This window comes from Streptomyces sp. NPDC052496, from assembly GCF_040679095.1.
GTDB lineage: Bacteria > Actinomycetota > Actinomycetes > Streptomycetales > Streptomycetaceae > Streptomyces.
The window spans coordinates 387,994-414,110 of the sequence record NZ_JBFAUH010000001.1 but is presented as its reverse complement, the minus strand read 5'-3'; the positions used below and the strand labels follow the sequence as shown (position 1 = coordinate 414,110).

Here is a 26,117-nt window from a genome sequence, read left to right as displayed (position 1 = left end):
AGGGTCGTGAGTCCCGCAGGCGGTGATTGGCGCAAGAGCACCCACAGCGGCGGTCAAGGGGAATGCCTGGAGATAGCCGACGGCCTCCCGACCGGCTCACCCGTCTCCGTCCGCGACAGCAAGCGCCCCGACGGCCCGCACCTCCTCTTCCCCGCACCCGCCTGGGCGGCCTTCCTCACGGCTCTGAAAGCGTCCCGCTACTGATCCCCCAGCCACTCGAATATCTCCTCCCAGAAGCGGCAGTCCTCGACCGGTTCGATCCGGTCGATCAGCTCCCGGACCTCGCGCAGGGCAGCCTCCCGATCGGTTTCGTCGTCGCCGACGAGGCGGTCCTCGTACGACGCCAGCAGGCCCAGCACCCCCGCGAGCAGCGGCAGGCTGTCGATCACGTGGCCCGCGTAACCCGCGGCGTGGTCCCAGCCGTTCGGGTCGTACAGGGTGATGCTGCCGGTGTCGCCCAGCAGCATCAGGCTGTACCCCATCGAGTCGCCCATCCCGTAGGCGTACGACTTGGGCGGGGAGTCGTCGTCCGGGTAGCGGTTGCCGAACAGCTCGTCCGGGTCTTCCGACCACGGGCCGTCCTGGGCGAGGGCGGTGGAGTTGAAGTCGATGAAGTCCAGGTGCACCGAGGGGAAGCCCACTTCGGTGAGGAACCTGCGGCTCTCCTCGTCCTCCAGCCGCGCGGGCAGCGCGTCCTCCGCCGGCCGCCACAGCGAGCCGGCGCCGAACACCGACTCCAGCCACTCCGCCGTCGGCTCCATGGCAGCCGCCAGCAGCGCCTCCCGGCCCACACCCCCACGGCTCTCCTGCCGCACGCTCTCACTCATCAGCCGGCCCCCGTACTTCCGTCACCGATTCGTCCACCTGTGACCAGTGAACCGCACGGCACTGACAATGGGCCGAGAAGCCATCGACAGCGGGGTGGGGATGTGGACGTAACGGGTGGTGCGGCCGGTTCAGGCGTCTTCAGTATGGCGGTCTCCCCGCCGGCCGAGGCGTACCTGCGGGACATCGCCGACGAGATGGTGCAGCGCTTCGGCATCCCGTCGGCCGAGGCCGTCGCGCGAATCAACCACGCCTGGAGCGGCCTGGTGTTCGATGACGACAACGACCTGATCTTCCACGAGCTGCCGGAGTTCTGGGCGCACGCGTTGTGCTGCGAGAGGGCTCCGGCTTGCAGGGGTGCGGCCGCCCCCGGAGAACACTGCACACTCCGTGCCGCCCCACCTCCGCATGACCCAGCCTGACCGCTCGCTTGAGCACAGGTACAGAGGGGAAGGGGGCGGGGCGACTTCGGTTCGCGTCCCTCACCCCACCCGCATCCCCTCCAACACCTTGTCCAACGTCACCGGCACCTCCCGCACCCGGACCCCCGTCGCATGCCGGACCGCGTTGACGACGGCCGCTGCCGTGCCCGTGATGCCGATTTCGCCGATGCCCTTGGCGCCCAGGGGGTTGACGTACGGGTCGTCCTCGTCGATCCAGTGGGCCTCGATGGTGTGGACGTCGGCGTTGGCCGTGACGTGGTAGTTCGCCAGGTCGTGGTTGACGAGGAGGCCGTAGCGGGGGTCCGTCACGGTCTCCTCGTGGAGGGCCATGGACAGGCCCATCGTCATGCCGCCGATCAGCTGGGAGCGCGCGGTGCGCGGGTTGATGATGCGGCCGGCGGCGAAGACGCCGAGGAGGCGGGGGACGCGTACCTCGCCGGTGTCGGCGTCCACCCGTACCTCGACGAACTGCGCCCCGAAGGCATGCATGGCGAAACGTTCCGCGTGCGGGTTGCCGGGCGTTTCGGCCTGGGCGTGGTCGCCGGGTGACGGGTCGTGGCCGTGGCGCTTGCGGAACGTCTGGGCCGCCGCCACGATCGCCGAACCCCACATCGCCGTCCCGGAGGACCCGCCCGCGACGGTCGCCTTCGGGAGCGCGGTGTCGCCGAGGCGCAGTTCGACGCGGTCGAGCGGGACGTCCAGGGCGTCGGCGGCGATCTGGGCGAGTACGGTCCAGGCGCCGGTGCCCAGGTCCGCGGCCCCGATGCCGACCCGGTAGCGCCCGTCGTCCCGGTACTGGACCGCGGCGACCGAGCCGGGCACCCGGTTGACCGGATAGGCGGAGGAGGCGACGCCCGTACCGACCAGCCAGCGGCCGTCCCGCCGTACGCCCGGGCGCGGATCGCGCCCCTGCCAGCCGAAGCGGCGCGCGCCTTCGCGCAGGCAGGCGACCAGGTTGCGGCTGGAGAAGGGTTTGCCGGACTCCGGGTCGTACGGCGCGTCGTTGCGGATGCGCAGCTCGACCGGGTCCAGGCCGAGGCGTTCGGCGAGTTCGTCCATCGCCACCTCGGGCCCGAACATGCCGGGGCACTCGCCGGGCGCCCGCATCCAGGACGGTACGGGCACGTCGAGCGCCGCCAGGCGGTGGGTGGTCCTGCGGTGCGGCGCGGCGTACATGGTCCGGGTCGGGTTGGCGGACTGCTCGGCGAACTCCTTGATCCGCGAGGTCTGCTCGACGGCGTCCATACCGATGCCGGTCAGTCGCCCGTCGGCGCCGGCCGCGAGCCGGACCCGCTGGTACGTGGGGGTGCGGTAACCGACGAGGGTGAACATCTGCTGCCGCGTCAGTGCGAGCTTCACCGGCCGTCCGGGCACCGCCCGCGCGGCCAGCGCCGCCACCACCGAGTGGGCGTGCGGCTCGCCCTTGGAGCCGAAACCGCCGCCGACGTACGGGCAGATCATGTGCACCCGGGCCGGGTCGATACCGAACACCTCGGCCAGTGTGTCGCGGTGCCCGTGCACGCTCTGGGACGAGTCGTACAGCGTCAGCTCGTCGCCCTGCCACACGGCGATCGTCGCGTGCGGCTCCATCGGGTTGCAGTGGGTCATCGCGGTCGTGTACGTCTCGTCCAGCGCGACCGCGCCCGGGTCCGCCTGGGCCGCCTCCATGGCGGCGTCCAGGTCGCCCAGCTCGCTGTCCGTACCCGCACCACCGTTGGCCGTCTCCGGCCGGTACAGCTCACTTTCGCCCGGTTTCAGTTCGGATGCGTGCGGTTCCTCGGCGTACGAGATCCGTACGAGCGACGCCGCTTCCCGGGCCGCCTCCGGCGTCTCGGCGATCACCGCCCCCACGACCTGCCCCCGGAAGGCCACTTCGGGCTCTTGGAGGACCGCCAGTTCCGCGTCGTCCGTGGACGCCAGCCGCTCGGCGTTCTCGTGCGTCAGTACGGTGATGACGCCGTCCTCCTGGCGCGCGGCCTCCGTGTCGATGGCCGTGATGCGCCCACGGGGGATGGCGGACAGCACGGCGTGCGCGTAGCAGGGACGTTCCACCGGGTGCTCGAAGGCGTACGGGGCCCGGCCGAGCACCTTGTCGCGGGCGTCGGAGCGCTCCTGGTCGGCGCCGACCGCACGGGGGCGAGCCGGGTCATCCGATGGGCGATTCCCCACCCCACTCGTGTCCCGGTCCCCGGCCCGGCTCTCGAACGTACTCGTCATCGTGTCCCCTCCAGGCCGCCAGGAACCGCCGGCGTCTCCGGCACCAGCTCGCGTACGACGGCGGCCAGCGTGTTGTGGACCAGCGGGACCTTGAACGCGTTGTCCCGCAGCGGATGCGCGTCGGCCGTCTCGGCCTCGGCCGCCGTACGGCAGCTCTCCTCGGTGGCCGGCAGCCCGCGCAGGGCCTGCTCGGCACGCTCGGCCCGCCAGGGCTTGTGCGCGATCCCGCCCAGCGCGATACGGGCCTCCCGTACGGTGCGGCCGTCGTCCTCCAGGTCGAGCGCCACCGCCACGGAGACCAGCGCGAAGGCGTACGAGGCACGGTCGCGGATCTTGCGGTATCGGGAGCGGGCCGCATACGGGACAGCGGGCAGCTCGACGGCGGTGATCAGCTCGCCGTGCCGCAGGACCGTGTCGCGGTGCGGCGCGTCGCCCGGCAGCCGGTGGAACTCGGTCAGCGGAATCCGGCGCTCACCGTCCGGGCCCAGCGTCACGACCACCGCGTCCAGGGCGGTCATGGCCACCGCCATGTCGGACGGGTGCACGGCCACGCAGTGCGAGGACGCGCCCAGGATGGCGTGGTAGCGGGTCCAGCCCTCCAGGGCCGCGCAGCCGGAGCCGGGGTCGCGCTTGTTGCAGGGGGCGCTGGGGTCCTGGAAGTAGGCGCAGCGGGTGCGCTGGAGGAGGTTGCCGCCGGTCGTCGCGAGGTTGCGGAGCTGCCCGGATGCCCCGGAGAGCAGGGCCTGGGAGAGGACGGGGTAACGGGTACGTACGGCGGGGTGGGCGGCGAGGTCGGCGTTCCGCACGTTCGCGCCCACCCGGAGGCCACCGCCGTCCAGCTCCTCCACCTGGTCCATGGGCAGCCGCGTGACATCGACCAGCAGGTCGGGGGAGGCGATGCCGAGCTTCAGATGGTCGACGAGATTCGTACCGGCACCCAGGAACGCGGCCCCGGGGTGCGCCGCCACGGCGGCCACGGCCCCGGCGGCGTCGGCGGCACGCTCGTACCGGAACGGCTTCACCGGTCCACCCCTTCGGCCGTGGCCTCGGCAGCAGCCGCAACGGCGGGAACGATATTCACATACGCCCCGCAACGGCACAGATTGCCACTCATCCGCTCGGCGATCTCCTCATGCCCCAGCGCTTCCGGCGCGATGCCCCCCTCCGCACCCACCTCGGTCACCGCACTCGGCCACCCCTGCGCCGCCTCCCGCAGCACACCCACCGCCGAACACACCTGGCCCGGGGTGCAGTACCCGCACTGGAGCGCGTCATGATCCACGAATGCCTGCTGTACGGGATGCAGTTCCCCGCCCCCGCCCCCCAGCCCCTCGGCCGTGACGATCTCCGCTCCGTCGTACGACACGGCCAACGCAAGACAGGTCGTCGCCCGCCGCCCGTCCAGCAGCACGGTGCACGACCCGCACTGCCCGTGATCGCACCCCTTCTTGGGGCTGGTGATCCCCAGCCGCTCCCGCAGCGCGTCGAGCACGGTGGTACGCGAATCCACCGTCACCTCGTACTCCTGCCCGTCGACGCGCAGCTTGATCTCGGTCTCCATGGTCAGCCGAGTCACCCGGAGATCGGGCGGTAAACGACTGCATACAGGTGACGGGGGGAGCGGCGGGGCGGCCGGGGGACCTGCCGAAGATGTCGGCTCGTTCTCTCCTTGAAGAACCGTTTACGCAGGTGGCAGCGTCCTCCGGGCTGTTACCAGTGGGTTCGGTGGTGTTCGACGGGGGGCGTTTTCTGCATGGGTGTGGTGCTGCCGGGCTGGGCCGACGAGATCCTCGACATCATCGGGGTGTCCTGGCCGAATGTGGACGAGGACGATTACCGCGAGATGGCGACGGCCATGCGGGAGTTCGCCGGCGACATCAACGACGGCGCGAGCCAGGCGCACGAGGCGGTCCAGGCGCTGGTCTCCTCGGCGGGCGGCGGGCAGGCGGCCGAGGCGTTGAACGCCCACTGGAGCAAGATCAACGGTACGCACCTGGCGAAGCTCGCCCAGTGCGGCGAACTGGCGGCCACCGCCCTGGACGGCGTCGCCGTCCTGATCGAGGGCGCCAAGCTCGGCGCGATCGTCCAGCTGGGCATCCTGGCCGCCGAGGTCATCGCCGCCCAGGCCGCCGCCCCTTTCACCTTCGGCCTGTCCGAACTCGGCGCGCTGGGCGCGACCCAGGCCACGCGCGTGATCGTCAAGCGCCTGTTCAAGGAGGTCTGTCGGCAGGTCGCCGAACAGGTCGTCAGCATCGCCCTGACCCCCGTCGAAGAGGCCCTGGCCGCGATGGTCGGCGACCTCGTCGTCCAGCTCGGCGCCAACGCGCTGGGCGTCAAGGACGGCGTCGACCTGAGCCAGACCGCCAAGGCGGGCAAGGAGGGCTTCAGCCAGGGCGTCCAGGGCGCCAAGGACGCCGCCAAGTCCGCCGCCGACAATCCCATGCAGCTGCTGAGCGCGGGAGGCGGAGGCGGCGGCGGTGCCGGGGGCAGCGGCGGCTTCACCTTCGACCACGACGCCCACGACAAGGCCGTCACCGGCCTGCAGAGCGCCGGCGGCCACTTCCGCACCAACGCCGGCGGCAAAATCGGCCGCGCCAAGCATCACCACGGCCGCACCCGCGGCAAGGACGCCATCGCGGACGCGGCCAACACCATGCTCGACAAGGTCATCGACGGCATCGAGGACGCGGTCAAGAAATCCGCCAAACACCTCGACGACAACATGACCCGCGGCGTCAAACAGATGGCCAAGAACCACAAGGAGAACGATCAGAAACTCTCCAGTCACTTCTCAGGTCTCGGCAAGGGAGGCAAGCCGCACCCGAAGGGACCGAAGGGCGCGGACGCCGGCGGGGGAGGCGGCGGAGGCCGCCCGCCCGGTAAGGGAAAGACCGGCGGGAACGGGGACGGGGCACGGGATCCTTGGTGGCACGGGCACAGTGCCGATCAGATGCGGCACTACCGAACCGACCCGGTCGATGTCTCGCACCTGGATCCGAAGACCCAACTCGACCATTTGGAGAACCAAGCGAGGGAACTCGCGGACAAGGCTCAAAAGGGAGGGCAGAACAACCCCTTTCCGGGAAAGGACTACCGTCGGGAAGGGTGTGCCGGCAGTTTCCTGCATGACGGCCTCATAACGGCGCACACAAGTTCCGTCCAGCGTAAGATCTCACGCACGCCGCAGGAGATCGCAGCGGGAGTCCCGGTTCGGCAGCCACAGAAACATCCACGGGCGCATCCGGCGCTGCAACAAGTATTGGATGGCATCGCAGGTGGATACCGAGACCAGGGGAGGAACGTCCCGTCGAACCATGGCAAGTGTGCCGAAGTCTCCCTCATATCGGACCGCCTTCATCAGATGGATCCGGATGGCACTAAGATAAGAACCCCGGAGGATGCTCGTCGGGCACTCGAAGGGGGAATCATGCATACGCGCCAGATAGGTGATGACGTCAAGCCGTCAAAGAATCCTGGCGAGGAGCCCGTGAGTATTTCACACGGTGATTACAAGAAGCCGTGCACAACGTGCGGGCCGATGATGCATGCGTTGGGAATCGTCGCACACAGGTAGGCGTTCGAAAGGTGAGAGGTATGGTCATTCCGGGGTGGCCCAAGAGCGAAGTGGAGCAGTGGCTGGCCGGGAACGGCTGGGAGGTCGGCCGAAATGTTTCGGAGACCATCGATCAGTTCGTCGACATGGCTGTTGCCCAGTCGGAGAAGGAGGGATTTCCGACCCCTCCCGTGCCCGCCGCTGTGGAGTTCCTGCATTCTTTCGGCCTTCTCGACCTGCGGAATCCCATCGATCCCGAAGAGATTCTGGTAGTGAACCCGGCGGGTGGCCACTCGGGTGACTTCGAGGAGATGTCGGAGCGTTCCGGTGAACTCGGGACCAGGTTGTTCCGGGTGGGGTACGAAGAACCGGAAGGGGCGAGAGTGCTGATGGACGAGTCGGGCAAGTTCTACTACATGCACTGGTCCGGCTTCTTCTTCCTCGGAAGCGATGCATACGAAGCGTTCGGGAATTGGATCGTGAACAACCTTCAGGAGTTGGATTAACACTATGTCCGGCATCATCCCCGGTACGGCCTCCTCGCTGCTCGTGCAAGGAAAGGTGTACAGCCATACGAACCTCAGCGGTGACGGTGAGCCGAATCTGCATCCGGCTGTCCGCGAGTTCTTCGACGGCCTTCCGGTCGAGATGCGCGAACCGTTTCTCGGTTATTGCGCGGAGTCCGCGCTGATCTCTGACCAGCTGTGGGGTCTCGACGCGGAGCGTCCGGGCCGGCCGTCAATTTCCCTCGCGGAGGCTCTTCCGTACTTCACCGGGGCCGCGATGGTCTCCAAGATGATCCGTGAAGAGGGCGACCCGGACCACGGGCAGTCGACGGCGCCTTGTGCTGCCTGTCAGTCCTTGCTGGACCGGCTGGGCGTGGCTTTCGTCGGAGCCTGACGGCATGAGTGAGGTGACGGATCGCAGCGTACGCAGCGTACTCGCGGTGCTCGGCGATGCGGGGTGGTCGCCGACGCGCGACGCGGGGTCGTCCGCGCTGCTGGCCATGCTGGAGACGGTGAGTACGGCCGGCGCCGGGACCGGCGCCTCGTGGGAGCTCTTCCCGGCAGCGGAACGGGCGGTGCGCCAATTCCACGGGCTGCATGTGCTTCTGCACGGGCCCGGCCTGGAATGCGGCCTGCGGGGTTTCATTCTTGATCCGCGGGAAGGACGTCATGCGCCGGCCACCATGCGCGGTTTCGGGGAGCTGATCGGCAGCCGTGTCTTCCCGCTCGGATCGCATGGGGACGATTCCCTGCTGGCCGTGGACGAGCGGGGCCGTCTCTTCATGGTCAACCACGGGGGCTGGTGGTATCTCGGTAATTCGGTGCTCGCCGGGTTGGGCGTACTGATCGAAGGGCGTCGGCCGAAGCGGGTTCGGGAAGACGGCGCGTGGGAGCCGGCGGAGGCTGAGCCGGGGCCGGAGACGCCGGAGTCCGAGGGCGGTGCGCCGGCGGTGGCCGACACGGCTGAGGACATGGGGCCGCGACCGGCCGGCGAGGTGTGCAGCGTTTTCGGGTGAGGGCTCTCCAAGGCGACAGGCGCGGAAGAGGGAGCAAGCGTATGGCGGTAAGAGCATGAAGAGGGACATCGAGCTGGAGCCGCCTCAGGGGATCACCGGCTTTCCACTGGGCGCGGCGGCGGAAACCGTCCTGGCCGAGGCTGCGGAATGGGGGCGGGTCAAGGTTCAGGATGCGGGCGTTGCCGATCCGGTCCGTCACATGAAGGCCGTCGTGCTGCACCCGCAGTTCGAGACCGTCCTTCACTTCGAGGACGGCCGGACTCTCACGGCGGCCGAGGTGTGGATCCCGCGTCCTGGTCCCGAACAGATCACCGTGCGGTTCCGGGGCCTCGACGTCTTCCGTACGCCGGCCCGGAAACTGCTGGAGCGGGTGGAGGACATGGGGTTCACCGTCCGGGACGAGACGCTCTACGCGTATGTGCCGCAGCTCTCCCTGGGTTTCACGCGCGTTGCCGGTCATGAGGTTCCGCTGGACAGCGATGGGGAGCCGTTGTATTTCCAGGCTGTACTGACGGGACCGGCCGATTATTACGACTACCTGGCAGCGGAGGCCTGAGGCCCGGCAAGGAAGCACCAACTCCTCCGACGTGACACCGCCCCGAACCGGGAACCGGTTCGGGGCGGCGCGCTGTGTGCTGGTGACTATTTGTTCATATTCGGCGCCGGAATAGGCGTAGTCGCCAGCGACTGCGGGGAAGTCGGGCTGGCCAGGGCCGACGGGGCCGCTACGGTGGCGGTGGGGTCGGGGGTGGGGGGTTCGGGGGAGTCGTCGGGGAGGGGGCGGGGGGCCAGGGTGATGCCGGCGGCGTCGAGGGCCTTTTTGATGCGCCAGCGGAGTTCGCGTTCTATGCCGGGGGCCTTGCCGGGCATGGTCTTGGCGGAGACGCTGATGGTGACGGAGTCGAGGTGGACCTCGCTGAGGCCGAGGACCTCGACGGCCTCCCAGAGCTGTTCGTTCCAGGGTTCGGCCTTGGACATCTCCTCGCCGACGGTGGTGATGACGTCGCGGGCGCGGTCCAGGTCCTGGTCCGGGGCGATCATGACGTCGACGGTGGCGGTGGACCAGCCCTGGCTGAGGTTGCCGATGCGCTTGACCTCGCCGTTGCGGATGTACCAGATGGCGCCGTTGGGGCCGCGCAGCTTGGTGACGCGCAGGCCGACCTCGACGACCGTACCGGTGGCCACGCCCGCGTCGATCTCGTCGCCGACGCCGTACTGGTCCTCCAGGATCATGAAGACGCCGGAGAGGAAGTCGGTGACGAGGTTGCGGGCGCCGAAGCCGATGGCGACGCCCGCGACGCCGGCGCTGGCGAGCAGCGGGGCCAGGTTGATCTTCAGGACGGACAGCACCGTCAGGGCCGCGGTGCCCATGATGACGAAGGACGCGACGCTGCGCAGCACCGAGCCGATGGCTTCGGAGCGCTGGCGGCGGCGTTCGGCGTTGACCAGGAGCCCGCCCAGCGCGGTGCCTTGGGCGGCCGTCGCGGTGCGGTTCATCCGTTCTATGAGCTTGGTGATCGTGCGCCGGATCACATGCCGCAGGATCACGGCGATGATGATGATCAGCGCGATCTGCAGGGCGGACGTGAGCCAGGTCGCCCAGTTCTCCTCCACCCATCCGGCGGCGTTGGTGGCCTTCTCCGTGGCGTCGTCGAGCGACGCCCGGCGATGCGCGCCGGGCGGCGTGGCGGCTGGGGAAGCGGACCAGAACACAGCAGGGACCTCCGTGTGGGACAGCAGACCCGGGTCGGTACTTACCGTGCCCCGGGCAGACCAACCACACTAACGGGGCAACGGGGGCGGTCCGCGCCGGTGTTCGAGAGTGACCGGACCAATTGCGGGTCTGTTTGGGGGGAAGTAAAGGCATGTGGTCGAAAACACCTCGGACCCGTTACCCGGTGATGGTGGCGCTCCGACCAGGCACCGGGGGACACTGTGGAGAGATCGTCCCGGCGCGAGCCACGCGCCGCCGGCGTACAAGGAGGCACCCGTGCCGCATGTCCTGGTCCTCAACGCGTCGTACGAGCCGCTCGGCGTCGTACCGCTCCGCCGCGCGCTCATCCTCGTCCTCAACGAAAAGGCCGTCAGCCTTGAGGAGTCCGGCGCCCTGATGCACAGCGCGACCCGTGTGATGCCCGCTCCGAGTGTGGTCCGCCTCAAGCGGTTCGTGCGGGTGCCTTTTCGCGGTCCCGTCCCGTTGACCCGCCGTGCCCTCTTCGCCCGGGACGGCGGGCGGTGCATGTACTGCGGTGGCGTCGCAACCAGCGTCGATCACGTCGTTCCGCGCAGCCGTGGCGGGCAGCACACCTGGGAGAACGTCGTCGCCGCGTGCCGCCGCTGCAACCACGTCAAGGCCGACCGGCATGTCGCCGAGATCGGCTGGCGGTTGCGGCATCAGCCCGCGCCGCCGTCGGGCCTGGCCTGGCGGATCATCGGTACGGGGCATAGGGATCCCCGTTGGCTGCCATATCTGCAGCCGTACGGGGCGGACGACGCACTGGCCCGGATCGATGCCGTATCGGCATAGGTCCGGGTTTTCGCGTGGGGCCCGCCGGGTCCGGACGAGTCCGGGCCCGGCGCCCCGCGCATGAGCCGCTACCGGCCGACCGCCGGCCAGGTTCCCTCGGCCGAGGCGGCCGAGGCGGCGGTGCCGGTCGCGCTTCCGGTGGGGCTTCCGGCCGCGCTTCCGGCTGCGCCTCCAGGCGTGTCCCCGGGCGCGCCTCCGGAGGAGCCGGGCCGGGCGGGCGTGCCGGGCCGGGCACTGTCGGGCCGGGTGCCGTCGGGCTGCCGGGCGGGCGGCGGGGCCGGCCGGTCCGAGCCCTTCACCGCGTACGCCTCCACGCTCCACAGTGAGTAGCCGAAGCGGGTCGCGCGCTTGTCGCCCTGGATCCGTACGAAACGGACGTTCTCCGCGTCCATGCGGACGGATTCGCGGCCGCCCTTGCCGTCGCGGACGGTGGCCGCCGTGCGCCAGGTGACGCCGTCTGACGAGACACGGACCGTGTAGCCGGTCGCGTAGGCGTCCTGCCAGGTCAGGGTGAGGCGTCCGAGGCGGGCGGGGCGCGCGAGTTCGAACTGGAGCCAGGCGTCGTCCTGGGCGGGGGAGGACCAGCGGGTCTTCGGGTCGCCGTCGGTGACGGCCGAGGCCGGGAACTCGGACGTCTCGTCGCCGGAGGAGGTCACCGCGGCGCCGCGCGCCAGGTCGGGGCCGTCGGTCGGCGGATAGGTCCGGACGGTCAGCGTCCGCTTCTGGTCGCCGTAGGTGACGGGGATCTCGTACGTGCCGGACTTGGCGTCGCGCGGGACCGTGACCTGGATACGGGCGGTCGCGGTGCCGCCGCGCGGGGCCGTGACGTGCTCCGGCGCCCGTACGGTGAACCCCTTGGGTGCCGTGGCGGTGAGCTTGCCCTCCACGTCGGCGGGGCGGCGGGAGAAGATCCGGGCGTCCACGGAGAAGGTGCCGCCGGTGTCGGCGTCGATCGCGTCGCGGGACAGCTCCAGGCCGGCCGCCGGGGTGTCGGCGAACCACGGCGTGAAGGAGTGCACGGACGGCGCGGTGGTGCCGTCCTGCCAGGCGAGCCGGATCGCGTCGGTCTTCAGGCCGCGCGCCTCGGTCTGCGTCCAGCCGGTGCTGGACAGGCCGCCGAGGCGGCGCCAGCCCTCGCCGGGGACGTGCGCCTCCACGGAGACGGCGGCGGCGGACGGGCTCGGCTCGGTGAGCGAGGTGACCGCGGTCAGCGGGCGGGGACGGTCGAAGGGGACGGTCAGGGACGTGGGGTGGGCGCCGTCGTCGGGGGGCGGGGTGTCGGAGCGGGCGCCGGTCCACGCGTCGGACTCGGTCATCGCGCGGTCGAGGAAGGGGCCCAGAACGCCCTTTCCGACCGTCACCGGACTCTTCTTGATCTTCTTCAGCAGGTCCTGGACGGAGCGCTGTGCGGTCCACGCGGCCGCCCCGTCACCGCGGGCCTGCGCCACCAGCATGTCCACGGCGCGCTCGCCCGCCGAACCGTACCGCGCCAACTGGCGCGCCCACGGACGTACTTCCTCGGCCAGCCCGGGGGACAGCCGTTCCGGCGCGCCGCTCATCGTGTGGAAGGCGGCCCGCAGCCGGGCGGCGGCCTCGGTGTAGCGCTCGTCGTCGCGCGGGTCGGTGCTGTTCGTGGCGGCGGCGCGGGCCTTCCAGAACGCTTCGATCAGCGGTGTGAGGTACGCGGACTCGTCGGCGGCGAGGACCGAGGAGGCATCGTTGCCGGCCAGGGCGTGCAGGGCGGCGCGGGAGGTGGCGTCGCCGCCGGAGAGGTCGTCGATGGCTGCCTGCCAGGAGGCGCCGGGCCGGTAGCCGCGGGGGTTCCAGGCGAAGTCGGCGGTCGTGAACAGCGCGATGCGGGACGCGGTGGGCTGGGCCATGGCGTTGGCCAGCAGGGCGCTGGAACCGGTGGCGACGGCGGGTTCGCGGCCCGTGTAGGGGCCGAGGAAGATACGGTCCTGCGCATAGTCGTTGACCGGATAGTTGTCCATCGTGACCATCCGGTGCCTGAACGCTTCCCGGGCCGTGGCCAGTTCGCTTCCGGTGATGGTACGGGGGACGACACCGACGCCGGTCCACGCGACCTCGACCCGGTCGGACAGCGCGGCCGCCAGCGCCTCGCGGTAGGCGGTCGAGCCGTCCTGGTAGTACTCGGTCGGCATGAGCGTGAGCGGCGGCGCCTCGGGATGCTTCGCGGCGAGGTGCTCGGCGAGCGCGTCCGCCACCTTGGCGTGCGCCTTCGCGGCGGCCTCCGGGCCGGAGCCGAAGGTGTCGGCGTCCGCATCGCAGTGCCACTCGCTGTAGCTGACGTCCTGGAACTGGAGCTGGAAGGCGCGTACGCCCAGCGCCCACATCGCGTCCACCTTGCGGCGCAGCGCCTTCAGGTCGTCCTCGGAGGACATGCACATGGCCTGGCCGGGCGAGACGGCCCAGCCCAGCGTCACATGGTTGGCGCGGGCCCGCTCGGCCAGCGCCCGGAAGTCCGCACGCTGCGCCGCCGGGTAGGGCTCGCGCCAGCGGAACTGGCGGTACGGGTCGTCGCCGGGCGCGTACAGGTAGCGGTTCTGCTTCGTACGGCCCAGGAAGTCCAGCTGGTCCAGGCGCTGCTCGTGGGTCCAGGGCTGGCCGAAGAAGCCCTCGGTCATGCCGCGTACGGCGGTGCCGGGCCAGTCCCGGACGACGACGGAGGCCAGCTCTTTGCCGCCACCGCGACCGCCGTCCCTACCGCGGCCACCACTGCCGCCCTCGCCGCCGCCCTTCTCGGCGCGCTCCACGATCAATTGGCGCAGCGTCTGTACGGCATGGAAGAGGCCGTCCGGCCCGACACCGTCCAGAGCGACCGTGTCCCGGCCCGCCGTCTCACCGACCGCGAGACGGTAGCCGCCGGACGGCAGATCGCCGCGTGCGGACGCGCGCAGGGCCCGCAGCGCGCTCTCGGCGTCCGGGCCGCCGACGCGGAAGACCGGGCCCTCACCGGGCGGCGTCTGCCCCGGGGCGACGTCATGGACCGTACGCATCCCGGCGTCGCGCAGCAGGGCGCGCAGCGCGTCCAGGGCGTACGGATCGGCGTCCGGCGCGGCGACGACGGCGGCCTCGTCGCCCAGCTGCACGGACGGGCCGGCCGGCCGCATCGACTGCGGGCGCGGCCACACGGCGGGCAGCTGCCCCGCGGAGGCGGTCCGGCCGGAGCCGTCGGACTGCCCGGGCAGGTCGGGAGTGCCGACGGCCGGGTCGGCGGGCGCCGCGTGGGCGGGGACGGTGCTCCCCAGGAGCCCGCCGATGACGGCGGCGGCGAGGGCGGTGGCTCCGGCGACGCGCGTACGGGCCCGCGCCCGTGCGGCCCCCAGCCGGCCGGCACTGCCGGTGCCGATGCTGGTGGGCCCGGCCGGCGGCGCGCCGGCGCCCCCGGCCCGGCGGACGTCGCCGTCACCGGCTCCGCCCGGGCGCGTATCACCGTTCCCGGCTCCACCGCCCCCGGCCGTGCCGCTGCCCTCGCTCCGCCTGTCGCCCCATCCGGCGTCCCGAACGCTGTTCCGGACTCGCACGGTCTCTCCTCAGTCCCCGTAACCACTACTCACCCGGCCGGTCGCACCGGCCGGCCGCAGCCCGGCGGCCCCGCGGCCGCGCGCCCCTGAGCCGACTTCCGCCGCGGGGCCTCGTACCCCGTGGAACCCCGCCGGACAAGCCTTCGGCAGTGAGCCCACCACTGTGGTGGTGAGGGTGTCAACGGCAGCAGGCGAAGTGCCGGGTATGCCCCGTGCGACCGGCGTGTCGCGGCGGGTCCGAGGGGCGGACCGAGGGTGCGCCAGGGGCCGGACGAAGGGGTGCGCGCAGGGGCGGACCGAGGCCGGTCCGAGGGCCGGTCCGAAGGAGCGCCACGGGCGGCCCGAGGCGCTGAAGGACTTCCTCCGGAACGTGCCTCCCGGGCGCATCCCTGCGCCGTCACCCGTCCGCCACCGGCAAATCGCCTGCACGAGGGATGTGTGACCTGGGTCACGTTGATTGAATGGATACGTCTGCGACCGCCCGGAGTGGGTAGGGCAGGTCGTGTCCCACTACCGACGAACGGGAGGCCCTCCGTGGCCGCGTCCGCTCAGCTTCTCCTCGACGCACTGTCGTCCGCCCCCGAGTACCCGGCAGAGCGCGTCAAACCCTCCGGACCGGAAATTTCCGCGCCGGAGAAACCCGTCGAGCCGGATCTGTTCGCCGGGGTGTCCGACCCCGACTCCGGCCTGGACGGCTCCGGCTCGCTCTGCTTCTGCGAACCGCCCCTGACCAGCGAGCCTCCGCTCGCCGACGCCGCTCCGCTCACCAGCGAGTCCCCGATCGCCGCCGAGCTGCCGCTGACCAGCGAGCCCACCGCGGCCGGCCTGGGCACGGAGACCATGGAGGTCTGATGGGCCTACCGCGGCTCGCCGGTCTGCACGGTGTGTGCACGTCCTATGAGCCCGCACCGGGCCGCATCGAACACGTCGGTGACGACACCGTCGTCGCCGTGCTCGCCGCACTCGGGGTCGACGCCTCGACTCCGCACGCCGTACGCGCCGCACTGGAGGCGTACGACCACGGCGCGGGCCGTGCCCTGCTCCCGCCCACCGTCGTGGTGCGCCCGGGGCGCCCGCCGGACCTGTCGCGCCTGCCCGAGGGCACCGCCCTTCGGGTGGAGACCGAGTCGGGCGAGGTGCTCGACTGGGGTCCTGACCCCGGAGGCCGCGCGGAGTACGCGTACGAGCCGCCTGGCCAGGACGGCCGGGCCCCGCGCCGCGCCGACGCCCGGCAGCGCCGCCGGAAGCCCGTCCACGGCCCCGGCAGCCACGTGGGCCGCCTCCCCCTCGGCATCCACACCCTGCGCGCCCACACACCCGACGGCCGTTCCGCCCGCGCCCACCTGATCGTCGCCCCCGACCGGATGCCCGCGCCGCCCGGCCGTACCCACGGCTTCATGGTGCAGCTGTACTCCCTGCTCTCCGCCCGCTCCTGGGGCATGGGCGACCTGGGTGACCTCGCCGACCTGGCCGCCTGGTCCGGACGCACGCTCGGCACCGGCTTCGTGCAGATCAACCCGCTGCACGTCGCCGTACCGGGAGCGCCCACCGACCCCTCGCCGTACCGCCCCTCCTCCCGCCGCTTCCCCGACCCCGTCCACCTGCGCATCGAGGAGATCCCCGAGTTCGCCTTCCTCGAAGGCGACGCCCGCGACCGGGCCGACGCGCTGCTCGTACGGGCGCAGAACCTGCGCGAAACGGTCCTGCGCAAGGGCGCGCTGATCGACCGGGACGCGGTGTGGGAGCTGAAGAAGGAAGCGTTGGAGCTGCTCCGGAAGGTGCCGCTGGGCCCCGGCCGGCGCGCCGCGTACTGCGACTTCCTCGCCGAACAGGGCGCCGGCCTGGAGGACCACGCCACCTGGTGCGCGCTGGCCGAGCGGTACGGGCCCGACTGGCGCGGCTGGCCCGCCGGCCTGGACGACCCGCGCTCGGCCCGTACGGCACGGATGCGCGGCTGCCTGCTGGACCGCATCGACTTCCACAGCCGCCTCGCGTGGCTGACCGACCAGCAGCTCGCCGCCGCCCAGCGCGCCGCCGAGGAGGCCGGGATGGGCATCGGGCTGGTGCACGACCTGGCCGTCGGCGTCCACCCCTCCGGCTCCGACACCTGGGCCCAGCAGGACGCCTTCGCGGCCGGCATGTCCGTGGGCGCGCCGCCCGACGCCTTCAACTCGCGCGGCCAGGACTGGGGCCTGCCGCCCTGGCGGCCGGACGCGCTGGCCGCCCAGGGCTACGCCCCGTACCGCGGTCTGCTGCGCGGCATGCTGCGGCACGCGGGCGGCCTGCGCATCGACCACGTCATGGGCCTGTTCCGGCTGTGGTGGGTGCCGGAGGGGCGGCCGCCGACGGACGGCGCGTACGTACGTTACGACGCCGAGGCGATGCTCTCCGTCCTCGCCCTGGAGGCGCACCGCGCGGGCGCCGCCGTCATCGGCGAGGACCTGGGGACGGTCGAGCCGGTGGTCCGTACGGAGCTGGCCGAACGCGGGGTGCTCGGCACCTCCGTCCTGTGGTTCGAACGCGACTACACCGAGGAACCGGCCCGGCCGCTGCCGCCCGCCGACTGGCGCGCCGACTGCCTGGCCACGGTCACCACGCACGACCTGCCCAGTACGGCGGCCCGGCTGACCGGGCAGCACGCCGAACTGCGCCACGGCCTCGGGCTGCTGGACCGCCCGCTCCGGGAGGAACAGGCGGCGGAGGCGGTCGAGGTCGGCGAGTGGCTGGAGACGCTGCACCGGCTGGGGCTGCTGCCGGAGGGACGGGGGAGTGAGGAGGCCGCGGTCAAGGCGCTGCACCGCTACCTGCTGCGCACGCCCGCCCGGATGGTCGGTGTGTGGCTGCCGGACGCGGTGGGCGACCGGCGTCCGCAGAACCTTCCGGGGACATGGGACGAATATCCCAACTGGCGGCTGCCGATCGCCGGCCCGACGGGGCGCCCGCTGTCCTTGGAGGAGATCGCCGCGTCGCCCCGGCTCCATGCGCTGATGCGGGAACTGCGCGGCGAACAGGGTTAGTCGAGGCGGGCCGGGGGTGGCGCGGCGGCCCGCGCCGGTCTTCCGGCCGCTCCGGCCGTACGGCACCATGCCGTGGACGCCGTCCAAGAGATCCGACCGCGCGTGGTCGGAGAGTTGGAGGGAACCATGGCAAGAAGCCGCCCACGCGCCCGGCTGCGGGCCGCGTTCGCGTGCGCCGTCACCGCCGCTCTCGTCCCCCTGGCCCTGCCGGTCACGTCGCAGGCCACCGCCACCGGCCGGCAGCCCGCCCCGGGCCCCTGCCAGGGCCCCGTACGCCCCGCCTCCCAGATGACCGTCCTGCCCTGCGACAGCCCGGCGCGGATCATCGAGAAGGCCGCGAACGTCGTGCCGACCGCCGCCCAGCGCGCCTGGCAGCAGCGGGAGGTCACCGCGTTCACGCACTTCGGCATGAACACCTTCACCGGCCGCGAGTGGGGCTCGGGGACCGAGGACCCGAAGTGGTTCGCGCCGCCGCGCATCGACGTGGGCCAGTGGATGCGCGCGTACCGGGCGGCGGGCGCCGAGCAGGTCATGCTGACCGTCAAGCACCACGACGGCTTCGTGCTCTACCCCAGCCGCTACACCCCGCACACCGTCCGGGCGAGCCCCGGGCAGCCGGACGTCGTCGGCGCGTACGTACGGGCCGCCCGCGAGGCCGGGCTCAAGGTCGGCCTCTACCTCTCCCCGTCCGACGGCGCCGAACTGCCGCACGCCTGGCACGCGCGCTGGGTCGAGGAGATCCGGCGCAAGCAGGCCGAGGGCAGGCCGCTGACCCTGCCCGAACGGGTCGCCCTGGCGGACCGCGGCCGGACGCCCGCCGGGCTGGGCCGCTTCGGCAACGGCAGCGCCGTCACCGAGCGCACCCTCCCCACCCTCGTCCCCGGCGACGACCGCGCCGACGCCGTACGCGACGGCCGGCTGCCCTCCTTCACCGTCCGCGCCGACGATTACGACGCGTACTACCTCAACCAGGTCTACGAACTGCTCACCCAGTACGGCCCGGTCGAAGAGCTGTGGCTGGACGGCGCGAACCCGTGGGCGGACGCCGGCATCACGCAGCGGTACGGCGTGCGCCAGTGGTTCGAGACGATCCGCCGCCTCTCGCCGCGCACCGTCGTCTTCCAGGGGCCGCAGGGCGTGCGCTGGGTCGGCAACGAGCGCGGCGTGGCGCGTGAGACGGAGTGGAGCGTCACCCCGTCCGCTGTCGACCCCTGGTCGGTGCTCTCCGGGGGCCTGCCCAACGACTCCACCGACGCCGACATCGGCTCCCGCGCCAGGCTGCTGGCCCCCACCACCACGTACCTCCAGTGGTATCCGGCGGAGGCGGACGTCTCGCTCCGGCCCGGCTGGTTCCACCATCCCTGGGAGCGGCCCAAGACGCCCGCCCGGCTGATGGACCTCTACGAGAAGAGCGTGGGCCGCAACGCGTCGCTGCTGCTCAATGCGGCACCGGACCGGAGCGGCCGGATCGACGCGGCCGACGTCGCCTCCCTCACCGGCTTCGGGCGGGCCGTACGGGAGACGTACGGGCGCGACCTCTTGCAGGGCGGCCGGGCCCCGGGTGTGATCACCTTCGACCGGGTCGGGCTCGGTGAGGACCTGCGGTACGGGCAGCGGGTGGAACGGTTCGCCGTCGAGGCGCGGGCGGCCGGCGGGGTCTGGCGGCGGATCGCCGGAGGGGCGACCGTCGGCCACCGGCGCATCCTGGCGCTGCCCGCGCCGGTGACCGCCGACGCCGTACGCGTACGGGTGCTCGCGTCCCGCGCCGCTCCGCACCTGACGCCCGTGACGGCCCACCTGTCCCGGCCCCGGCCGGCCGTGAGCACGCTCCCGTCCGGCGCGGTCAACCGTAAGGCCACCCCGGGCGCGCGAGGGTGAACGGCGTCCGATACGTTGACCTCGTGAGCAATCTGGTCAAGAAGAACGCCCTGCGCGCCGGAACCATCACGGCCGGCACCGCGCTGATGCTGCTGATGTCGTCCCCCGCGTTCGCGCTCACCCGCGACGATGGTGACGACCCGGGTCCGGGCCTGAGTGTCGTCCAGACGCTCGGCCTCTATGTCGCCGCTCCCCTCGTCCTCTTCCTGGTCATCGCCGGTCTGGTGATGGCCGGTGACAAGTCCCGCAAGCAGTCCAAGGTCTGATCCGGGACTCCTTCCCACGCCTCTTCGAGGGCGCCCGCAGGTTCGCGAGAACCTGCGGGCGCCCTCTTTTTCGTGCCCGCGTATACCGCACCGGGCCGCTGCCGCCCTCCCGCCGCGGGCCGGATCCCGCCCGCGAACTTGTCTTCACACGGCCCTAACCTACGATGGCGTAACCTACGGAGCCGTAGGTAACCCCGTCCCCAGGAGTACCCGTGACCATCGCCCCCGACCGCCATGCCGGAGAGCGCGGCCAGGCCGCATGGAGCGACACCCGGCTGCTGTACGCCCTCGAAGAGGTCGTCGAGAAGGAGCTCGACCGGCACCTGAAGGCCGCCAAGGACTGGATGCCGCACGAGTACGTGCCCTGGAGTGACGGCCGCAATTTCGACGGCGTCATGGGCGGCGAACCGTGGGCCCCCGAGCAGTCCAAGGTCACCGACATAGGGCGGATCGCCCTGGTGGTCAACCTGCTGACCGAGGACAACCTGCCCAGCTACCACCACGAGATCGCCTCCCTCTTCGGGCGGGACGGCGCCTGGGGCACCTGGGTGCACCGCTGGACGGCGGAGGAGGGCCGGCACGGCATCGTCATGCGGGACTACCTGCTCACCAGCCGGGCCGTGGACCCGGTCGAGCTGGAGAACTTCCGGATGGCGCACATGTCGGCCGGATTCGAGTCCGACAACGCGCACAGCATGCTGCACTCGATCGCGTACGTCGCCTTCCAGGAGCTGGCCACCCGCATCTCGCACCGCAACACCGGCCACCACTCCGGCGACCCGGTCTGCGACCGGATGCTGGCCCGCATCGCCACCGACGAGAACCTGCACATGGTCTTCTACCGGAACCTGCTCGCCGCCGCCTTCGAGCTCGCGCCCGACCAGACCATGTGCTCCGTACGGGACGTGGTCACCGGCTTCCGCATGCCCGGCCACGGCATGCCCGGCTTCGAACGCGCCGCGGCCCGCATGGCGCTCGGCGGGATCTACAACCTGCGCATCCACCACGACGACGTGCTCCAGCCGGTGCTGCGCTACCTGAAGGTCCTGGAGATCGGCGGTCTCGGCCCGGCCGGCCTGCGGGCCCAGGAGGAGCTGGGGCTGTTCATGGGTGGCCTGGACGACCAGGCGCGCAAGTTCGACGAGCGGCTGGCGGCCCGGGAGGCCCGCCGGGCGGCACGGGGATAGGGAGACCGCCGTTCCGCCTGCGTACGCTGCCCGCATGGCCGACTGGGACATCAAGAAGCTGCGCGTCCTGCGCGCCCTGCACGAGCTGGGTACGGTCACCGCGGCCGCCGAGGCGCTGCACCTGACGCCCTCGGCGGTCTCGCAGCAGCTGACCGGGCTGGCCCGACAGCTCGGGGTGACGCTGCTGGAGGCGCACGGCCGGCGGGTCCGCCTGACGGACGCCGCGCACCTGGTCCTGCGGCACGCCGATGCCGTCTTCGCGCAACTGGAGCGCGCCGACGCCGAACTGCTCGGCTACCTCCAGGGCGAGGCGGGGGAGGTGCGGGTCGGCGCGTTCTCCACCTCGATCCCCGCGCTGGTGGTCCCCGCCGTACGGGACCTGCGCGGCTCGCACCCGGGCCTCGCGGTGTCCGTACGGGAGGCGGAGGCGGCGGAGGCGTACGAGCTGCTGGCGGAGGGCAGCGTCGACCTCGCGCTGTCGCTGGCCGCGCACGCGCCGACGCCGCGCGACCCGAAGTTCACCCGGCTCGCGCTGCTCGCCGACCCGCTGGACGTGGCGCTGCCCGCCGGGCACCCGCTGGCGGACGAGCCGGGCCTGCGGCTCGCCGACCTGGCGGGCGAGCGGTGGATCTACGGGAGCAGCGGCCCCTGGTCGCAGATCACCACCACCGCGTGCGAGCACGCCGGTTTCGTGCCGGAACAGGCGCACGCCGCCGCCGACTGGGACGCGATCCTGGCCATGGTCGGTGCGGGCATGGGGGTGGCGCTGGTGCCGCGGATGGCGATGTCGGGGGCGCGGGGCCGGTCCGCGCCCGTACGGGACGAGGGCGGCGCCGCGGTGGCGGTGCGGGTGCTCCGTGCCGACCAGCCGCGACGGCATGTGGTGGCGGCGGTACGGCGCGGTGCGGAAGGGGCGCCGGGGCTGGCGCGGGTGCTGGCCGCGCTCCGGCGGGTCGCCGAGGACGCGGCCGTACCGCCGGGGGAGGCGGCTCACTGAGGCATCCCGTTCAGGTGTGCCTGAACATCCATACCGTTCGGATCACCTGATACGCGCACATCTTTCAGCTTGCCTGAACATAGCCTCCAGAAACTTTCGATAGACCTGGAGGAATCGATCCTGCGATCGTCGAGGAGTCAGCGTCACCCCCTCACCGAAGGGCAGAGATGACCACCACCCCGGCCGTTGCCTCCTTCACCGACCCGCACGCCAACGACGCCGCCCCGTACGGCGGCGGCGACCCGTACGCGGACTACCGCGGCGGGGACTTCCCCTTCACCTCGCTCGTCGACCTCGCCGACCGCCGCTTCGGCGCCGGTGTCATCGCCGCGAACGACGAGTTCTTCGCCGAGCGCGAGAACCTGCTGACGCCAGGACCCGCGGTCTTCGACCCGGAGCGCTTCGGCCACAAGGGCAAGATCATGGACGGCTGGGAGACCCGGCGGCGGCGCGGGGCCGACGGCGCGCACCCCTTCCCCACCGACGAGGAGCACGACTGGGCGCTGATCCGCCTCGCCGCCCCCGGCGTCGTCCGGGGCGTCATCGTCGACACCGCCCACTTCCGCGGCAACTACCCGCAGCAGATCACCGTCGAGGCCACCGCGCTGCCCGGCAGCCCGAGCCCCCAGGACCTGCTCGCCGACGACGTGAAGTGGCAGGAGATCGTCCCGCGCACGCCGGTACGCGGCCACGCCGCCAACGGCTTCGAGGTGACGGCCGAGCGCCGCTTCACCCACCTGCGCCTCAAGCAGCACCCCGACGGCGGCATCGCCCGGCTGCGGGTGTACGGCGAGGTCGTGCCCGACCCGGCCTGGCTGGACGTGCTCGGCACCGTCGACCTGGCGTCCGTCCTGCACGGCGGTGTCGTCGAGGACGCCTCCGACCGCTTCTACTCCTCGCCCGCGCAGATCATCCAGCCCGACCTGTCCCGCAAGATGGACGACGGCTGGGAGAACCGCCGCCGCCGGGTCCGCGACACCAACGACTGGGTACGCTTCCGCCTCGCCGCGCAGGGCGAGATACGCGCCGTCGAGATCGACACCGCGTACCTGAAGGGCAACGCGGCGGGCTGGGCGGCCCTCTACGGCTGCGACGCGGCGACCGCCGACCCGGCCGACGACGACGCCTGGTTCGAGATCCTGCCGCAGACCGCACTCCAGCCCGACACCCCGCACCGCTTCGCGCTCCCGCGCCCGGTCACCGCGACCCACGTACGGCTGGACGTCTTCCCCGACGGCGGCCTGGCCCGGATGCGCCTGCACGGCGACCTCACCGACGCCGGCCGCGCCGCACTCGTCCGCCGCTTCGACGAACTGAACGGCTGACCCGGCCCGTCCCCGGCCGCCAGGCCCCGCCGGAGGGGGGCGGGGTCCGGCGGAGGGGGCGAGGCCCGGCGGACCACCGGCCCGCCCGGCAGACGGCAGCGCCCGGCGCGCCGGCTGCCGGGCGTCACCCTGCCCGGGACCGAAGGGCACGCAACGGCGAAGGCGCCCCGGACCACCAGGCCCGGGGCGCCTCCGGCGCGTGCGGTGTGCGTTACGCGGCGGCCTCGTCCGCCCGCTGGGCCTTCAGCGCGCGCTCGATGCCGGAGCGGGACTCCGTCACCAGACGGCGCAGGGCCGCGCTCGGCTCCGCCGAGGCGAGCCAGGCGTCGGTCGCGTCCAGGGTCTCCTGGGAGACCTGGAGGGCCGGGTACATGCCGACCGCGATCTGCTGGGCCATCTCGTGGCTGCGCGCGTTCCAGACGTCCTTGACCGCGGCGAAGTACTTCTCCGCGTACGGGGCCAGCAGCTCGCGCTGATCGGTCTGGACGAAGCCGCTGATGACGGCCTCCTGGACCGCGTTGGGCAGCTTGTCGCTCTCCACGACCGAGGCCCAGGCCTCCGCCTTCGCCTCGGGGGTCGGCCGGGACGCCCGGGCCGCCGCAGCGTGCCGCTCGCCCGCCGAGGTCCGGTCGCGCTCCAGCTCCGCCTCGATGGTCTTCTCGTCGGCACGGCCGGTCGCGGCCAGCCGCTGCACCAGCGACCAGCGCAGCTCGGTGTCCACGGCCAGGCCGGGGATCTCCTGCGTACCGTCCAGCAGGCCCTGGAGCAGGTCGAGCTGCGCGTCGGTACGGGCCGCGAAGGCGAACGCGCGCGCCCAGGCGAGCTGGTGGTCGCTGCCGGGGGCCGCGGCCCGCAGCTGTTCCAGCGTCGCCTCGGTCCACTTCGCCAGGCCCGTCTCGCGCCAGGCCGGGGCCGCGTACAGGTCCAGCGCCAGCTTCACCTGGCGGTGCAGCGACTGCACGACGCCGATGTCGGACTCCTTGGTGATGCCCGACAGCACCAGCTCCAGGTACTCGCGGGCGGGCAGCTCACCGTCCCGCGTCATGTCCCACGCCGACGCCCAGCACAGCGCGCGCGGCAGCGACTCGGTGAAGTCGCCCAGGTGCTCGGTGACGACGCGCAGCGAGTCCTCGTCCAGGCGGACCTTGGCGTACGACAGGTCGTCGTCGTTGAGGAGGATGACGGCCGGGCGGGGCGTGCCCGCGGGGAACGGCACCTCGGTGCGCTCGCCGTCCACGTCCAGCTCGATCCGGTTCGTACGGACGAGCTTGCCGTCCTTGAGGTCGTAGCAGCCGATCGCGATGCGGTGCGGGCGCAGCACCGGCTCGCCCTTGGCGCCGGTCGGCAGCGCCGGGGCCTCCTGGCGTACCGCGAAGGAGGCGACCGTGCCGTCCTCGGCGACCGTCAGCTCCGGGCGCAGCACATTGATGCCGGCCGTCTCCAGCCACGCCTTCGACCAGGTCTTCAGGTCCCGGCCGCTGGTCTCCTCCAGGGCGCCGAGCAGGTCGGACAGGCGGGTGTTCTTGAAGGCGTGCGCCTTGAAGTACGCCTGCACGCCCTGGAAGAACTCGTCCCTGCCGACATAGGCGACGAGCTGCTTCAGCACGGAAGCGCCCTTCGCGTAGGTGATGCCGTCGAAGTTGACGAGCACGTCGTCCAGGTCACGGATCTCGGCCATGATCGGGTGCGTGGACGGCAGCTGGTCCTGCCGGTACGCCCAGGTCTTCATCGAGTTCGCGAACGTGGTCCAGGCGTGCGGCCAGCGGCTGCCCGGCGCGTGCGCCTGGCAGGCGATGGAGGTGTAGGTGGCGAACGACTCGTTCAGCCACAGGTCGTTCCACCACTCCATGGTGACCAGGTCGCCGAACCACATGTGCGCCAGCTCGTGCAGGATCGTCTCGGCGCGCGCCTCGTACGCGGCGTCGGTCACCTTCGAGCGGAAGACGTACTGGTCGCGGATGGTCACCGCGCCCGCGTTCTCCATCGCGCCGGCGTTGAACTCCGGCACGAAGAGCTGGTCGTACTTGGCGAACGGGTACGCGTAGTCGAACTTCTCCTCGAACCAGTCGAAGCCCTGCCGGGTGACCTCGAAGATCGCGTCCGCGTCGAGGTGCTCGGCCAGCGACGGCCGGCAGTAGATGCCCAGCGGCACGGACCGTCCTTCGCCCTCCCAGGTGCTGTGCACGCTGTGGTACGGGCCGGCGATCAGCGCGGTGATGTACGTGGAGATCCGCGGCGTCGTCTCGAAGCGCCACACGTTGTCCTGCGGCTCGGGCGCCGGCGAGTTGGAGATGACCGTCCAGCCCTCGGGGGCCTTGACGGTGAAGGTGAACGTGGCCTTCAGGTCGGGCTGCTCGAAGCTGGCGAACACCCGGCGGGCGTCCGGCACCTCGAACTGGGTGTAGAGGTAGGCCTGCTGGTCGACCGGGTCGACGAAACGGTGCAGGCCCTCGCCGGTGTTGGTGTACGCGCAGTCCGCGACGACCTTCAGCTCGTTACGGCCCGCACGCAGCCCCGGCAGCGCGATCCGGGAGTCCTCGAACACCGTGCCCGGGTCCAGGTTCTCCCCGTTCAGCACCACCTCGTGCACGGCCGGCGCCACCAGGTCGATGAACGATTCCGCCCCCGCCTCGGCGGCGTCGAACCGCACCGTGGTCACCGACCGGAAGGTGCCGCCCTCACCCGCCTCCTGCGCACCGGAGAGGTCCAGATCGATCTCGTACGCGTCCACACTCAGCAGCCGCGCCCGCTGCTGCGCCTCGTCGCGGGTCAGATTCGTGCCAGGCACCCGTTCATCTCCTTCGCATCGGACTTT

At 71.9% G+C, this 26,117-nt stretch carries 22 protein-coding genes; 15 read left to right on the top strand and 7 right to left on the bottom strand.

The annotated features are described in order from the left end of the window. Nucleotides 1-6: 6 nt before the first annotated feature. Complete coding sequence (locus AB0L45_RS01925) at nucleotides 7-204, top strand: DUF397 domain-containing protein (protein WP_365835055.1); 198 nt, start codon at nucleotides 7-9, stop codon at nucleotides 202-204. Here AB0L45_RS01925 and AB0L45_RS01920 read toward each other — a convergent pair. After that, the gene (locus AB0L45_RS01920; RefSeq protein ID WP_365835053.1) at nucleotides 198-827 is read right to left on the bottom strand and encodes an SUKH-4 family immunity protein; all 630 of its coding nucleotides are present in this window, start codon (nucleotides 825-827) and stop codon (nucleotides 198-200) included. The two genes, AB0L45_RS01925 and AB0L45_RS01920, sit on opposite strands and share 7 nt — an antisense overlap. 144 nt (nucleotides 828-971) lie before the next feature. On the opposite strand from AB0L45_RS01920, the gene AB0L45_RS01915 reads away from it, so the two are divergent. Further along, nucleotides 972-1,247, top strand: a complete 276-nt coding sequence (locus AB0L45_RS01915) for a hypothetical protein (protein ID WP_365835051.1) — start codon at nucleotides 972-974, stop codon at nucleotides 1,245-1,247. Between the two features lie 60 nt (nucleotides 1,248-1,307). Here the strand turns inward: AB0L45_RS01915 and AB0L45_RS01910 are convergent, their stop codons facing one another. Genes AB0L45_RS01910 through AB0L45_RS01900 form a run of 3 tightly spaced genes read right to left on the bottom strand, consistent with a single transcriptional unit; the run spans nucleotide 1,308 to nucleotide 5,061 of the window. Then, entirely contained in the window at nucleotides 1,308-3,485 is a 2,178-nt protein-coding gene (locus AB0L45_RS01910; protein WP_365835050.1) for a xanthine dehydrogenase family protein molybdopterin-binding subunit, read from the bottom strand. Then, the gene (locus tag AB0L45_RS01905) at nucleotides 3,482-4,507 is read right to left on the bottom strand and encodes a xanthine dehydrogenase family protein subunit M (RefSeq protein ID WP_365835048.1); all 1,026 of its coding nucleotides are present in this window, start codon (nucleotides 4,505-4,507) and stop codon (nucleotides 3,482-3,484) included. Before AB0L45_RS01905 ends, AB0L45_RS01910 begins: the two co-directional genes overlap by 4 nt. Then, nucleotides 4,504-5,061, bottom strand: coding sequence for a (2Fe-2S)-binding protein (locus AB0L45_RS01900; protein WP_365835046.1), 558 nt, complete (start codon nucleotides 5,059-5,061; stop codon nucleotides 4,504-4,506). Before AB0L45_RS01900 ends, AB0L45_RS01905 begins: the two co-directional genes overlap by 4 nt. Before the next feature lie 177 nt (nucleotides 5,062-5,238). On the opposite strand from AB0L45_RS01900, the gene AB0L45_RS01895 reads away from it, so the two are divergent. Genes AB0L45_RS01895 through AB0L45_RS01875 form a run of 5 tightly spaced genes read left to right on the top strand, consistent with a single transcriptional unit; the run spans nucleotide 5,239 to nucleotide 9,116 of the window. Beyond that, the gene (locus tag AB0L45_RS01895; RefSeq protein WP_365835044.1) at nucleotides 5,239-7,059 is read left to right on the top strand and encodes a YwqJ-related putative deaminase; all 1,821 of its coding nucleotides are present in this window, start codon (nucleotides 5,239-5,241) and stop codon (nucleotides 7,057-7,059) included. Nucleotides 7,060-7,079: 20 nt separating this feature from the next. Continuing rightward, entirely contained in the window at nucleotides 7,080-7,544 is a 465-nt protein-coding gene (locus tag AB0L45_RS01890; protein ID WP_365835042.1) for an SUKH-3 domain-containing protein, read from the top strand. 4 nt (nucleotides 7,545-7,548) lie between these two features. Beyond that, nucleotides 7,549-7,938 (top strand): YwqJ-related putative deaminase, encoded by a 390-nt coding sequence (locus AB0L45_RS01885; protein WP_365835040.1) that lies wholly within the window; start codon nucleotides 7,549-7,551, stop codon nucleotides 7,936-7,938. Between the two features lie 4 nt (nucleotides 7,939-7,942). After that, nucleotides 7,943-8,560 (top strand): SUKH-3 domain-containing protein, encoded by a 618-nt coding sequence (locus AB0L45_RS01880; protein WP_365835038.1) that lies wholly within the window; start codon nucleotides 7,943-7,945, stop codon nucleotides 8,558-8,560. A gap of 55 nt (nucleotides 8,561-8,615) precedes the next feature. Further along, on the top strand, nucleotides 8,616-9,116 hold the full coding sequence (locus AB0L45_RS01875) for a hypothetical protein (protein WP_365835036.1): 501 nt from the start codon (nucleotides 8,616-8,618) through the stop codon (nucleotides 9,114-9,116). 86 nt (nucleotides 9,117-9,202) lie between these two features. Here the strand turns inward: AB0L45_RS01875 and AB0L45_RS01870 are convergent, their stop codons facing one another. Continuing rightward, nucleotides 9,203-10,273 carry a mechanosensitive ion channel family protein gene (locus AB0L45_RS01870; RefSeq protein WP_365835034.1) on the bottom strand — a complete coding sequence of 357 codons (1,071 nt, stop codon included), beginning with the start codon at nucleotides 10,271-10,273 and terminating at the stop codon, nucleotides 9,203-9,205. A gap of 277 nt (nucleotides 10,274-10,550) precedes the next feature. Between AB0L45_RS01870 and AB0L45_RS01865 the strand changes: the two genes are divergently transcribed. After that, nucleotides 10,551-11,087 (top strand): HNH endonuclease, encoded by a 537-nt coding sequence (locus AB0L45_RS01865; protein WP_003982442.1) that lies wholly within the window; start codon nucleotides 10,551-10,553, stop codon nucleotides 11,085-11,087. Nucleotides 11,088-11,155: 68 nt separating this feature from the next. On the opposite strand, the gene AB0L45_RS01860 is transcribed toward AB0L45_RS01865, so the two are convergent. After that, nucleotides 11,156-14,434, bottom strand: a complete 3,279-nt coding sequence (locus AB0L45_RS01860) for a beta-N-acetylglucosaminidase domain-containing protein (protein WP_365835616.1) — start codon at nucleotides 14,432-14,434, stop codon at nucleotides 11,156-11,158. Between the two features lie 732 nt (nucleotides 14,435-15,166). On the opposite strand from AB0L45_RS01860, the gene AB0L45_RS01855 reads away from it, so the two are divergent. The 7 genes from AB0L45_RS01855 (at nucleotide 15,167) to alc (ending at nucleotide 23,302) form a co-directional block, all read left to right on the top strand. Further along, a complete protein-coding gene (locus AB0L45_RS01855) occupies nucleotides 15,167-15,484 on the top strand; it encodes a hypothetical protein (RefSeq protein WP_365835032.1) in 318 nt (105 codons plus the stop codon). Then, nucleotides 15,484-17,649: a 4-alpha-glucanotransferase gene (gene malQ / locus AB0L45_RS01850; protein ID WP_365835030.1), complete on the top strand. Its 2,166-nt coding sequence runs from the start codon at nucleotides 15,484-15,486 to the stop codon at nucleotides 17,647-17,649. The genes AB0L45_RS01855 and malQ overlap by 1 nt, the downstream gene beginning before the upstream one ends. 126 nt (nucleotides 17,650-17,775) lie before the next feature. Next, complete coding sequence (locus tag AB0L45_RS01845) at nucleotides 17,776-19,527, top strand: alpha-L-fucosidase (protein ID WP_365835028.1); 1,752 nt, start codon at nucleotides 17,776-17,778, stop codon at nucleotides 19,525-19,527. 23 nt (nucleotides 19,528-19,550) lie between these two features. Then, on the top strand, nucleotides 19,551-19,793 hold the full coding sequence (locus tag AB0L45_RS01840; RefSeq protein WP_365835026.1) for a hypothetical protein: 243 nt from the start codon (nucleotides 19,551-19,553) through the stop codon (nucleotides 19,791-19,793). Nucleotides 19,794-20,005: 212 nt separating this feature from the next. Next, a complete protein-coding gene (locus AB0L45_RS01835; protein ID WP_365835024.1) occupies nucleotides 20,006-20,980 on the top strand; it encodes an acyl-ACP desaturase in 975 nt (324 codons plus the stop codon). Nucleotides 20,981-21,014: 34 nt separating this feature from the next. Next, nucleotides 21,015-21,977 (top strand): LysR family transcriptional regulator, encoded by a 963-nt coding sequence (locus AB0L45_RS01830; RefSeq protein ID WP_365835022.1) that lies wholly within the window; start codon nucleotides 21,015-21,017, stop codon nucleotides 21,975-21,977. Between the two features lie 167 nt (nucleotides 21,978-22,144). After that, nucleotides 22,145-23,302 (top strand): allantoicase, encoded by a 1,158-nt coding sequence (gene alc / locus AB0L45_RS01825; protein ID WP_365835020.1) that lies wholly within the window; start codon nucleotides 22,145-22,147, stop codon nucleotides 23,300-23,302. Between the two features lie 211 nt (nucleotides 23,303-23,513). On the opposite strand, the gene pepN is transcribed toward alc, so the two are convergent. After that, nucleotides 23,514-26,090 (bottom strand): aminopeptidase N, encoded by a 2,577-nt coding sequence (gene pepN, locus AB0L45_RS01820; RefSeq protein WP_365835018.1) that lies wholly within the window; start codon nucleotides 26,088-26,090, stop codon nucleotides 23,514-23,516. Nucleotides 26,091-26,117: the final 27 nt, after the last annotated feature.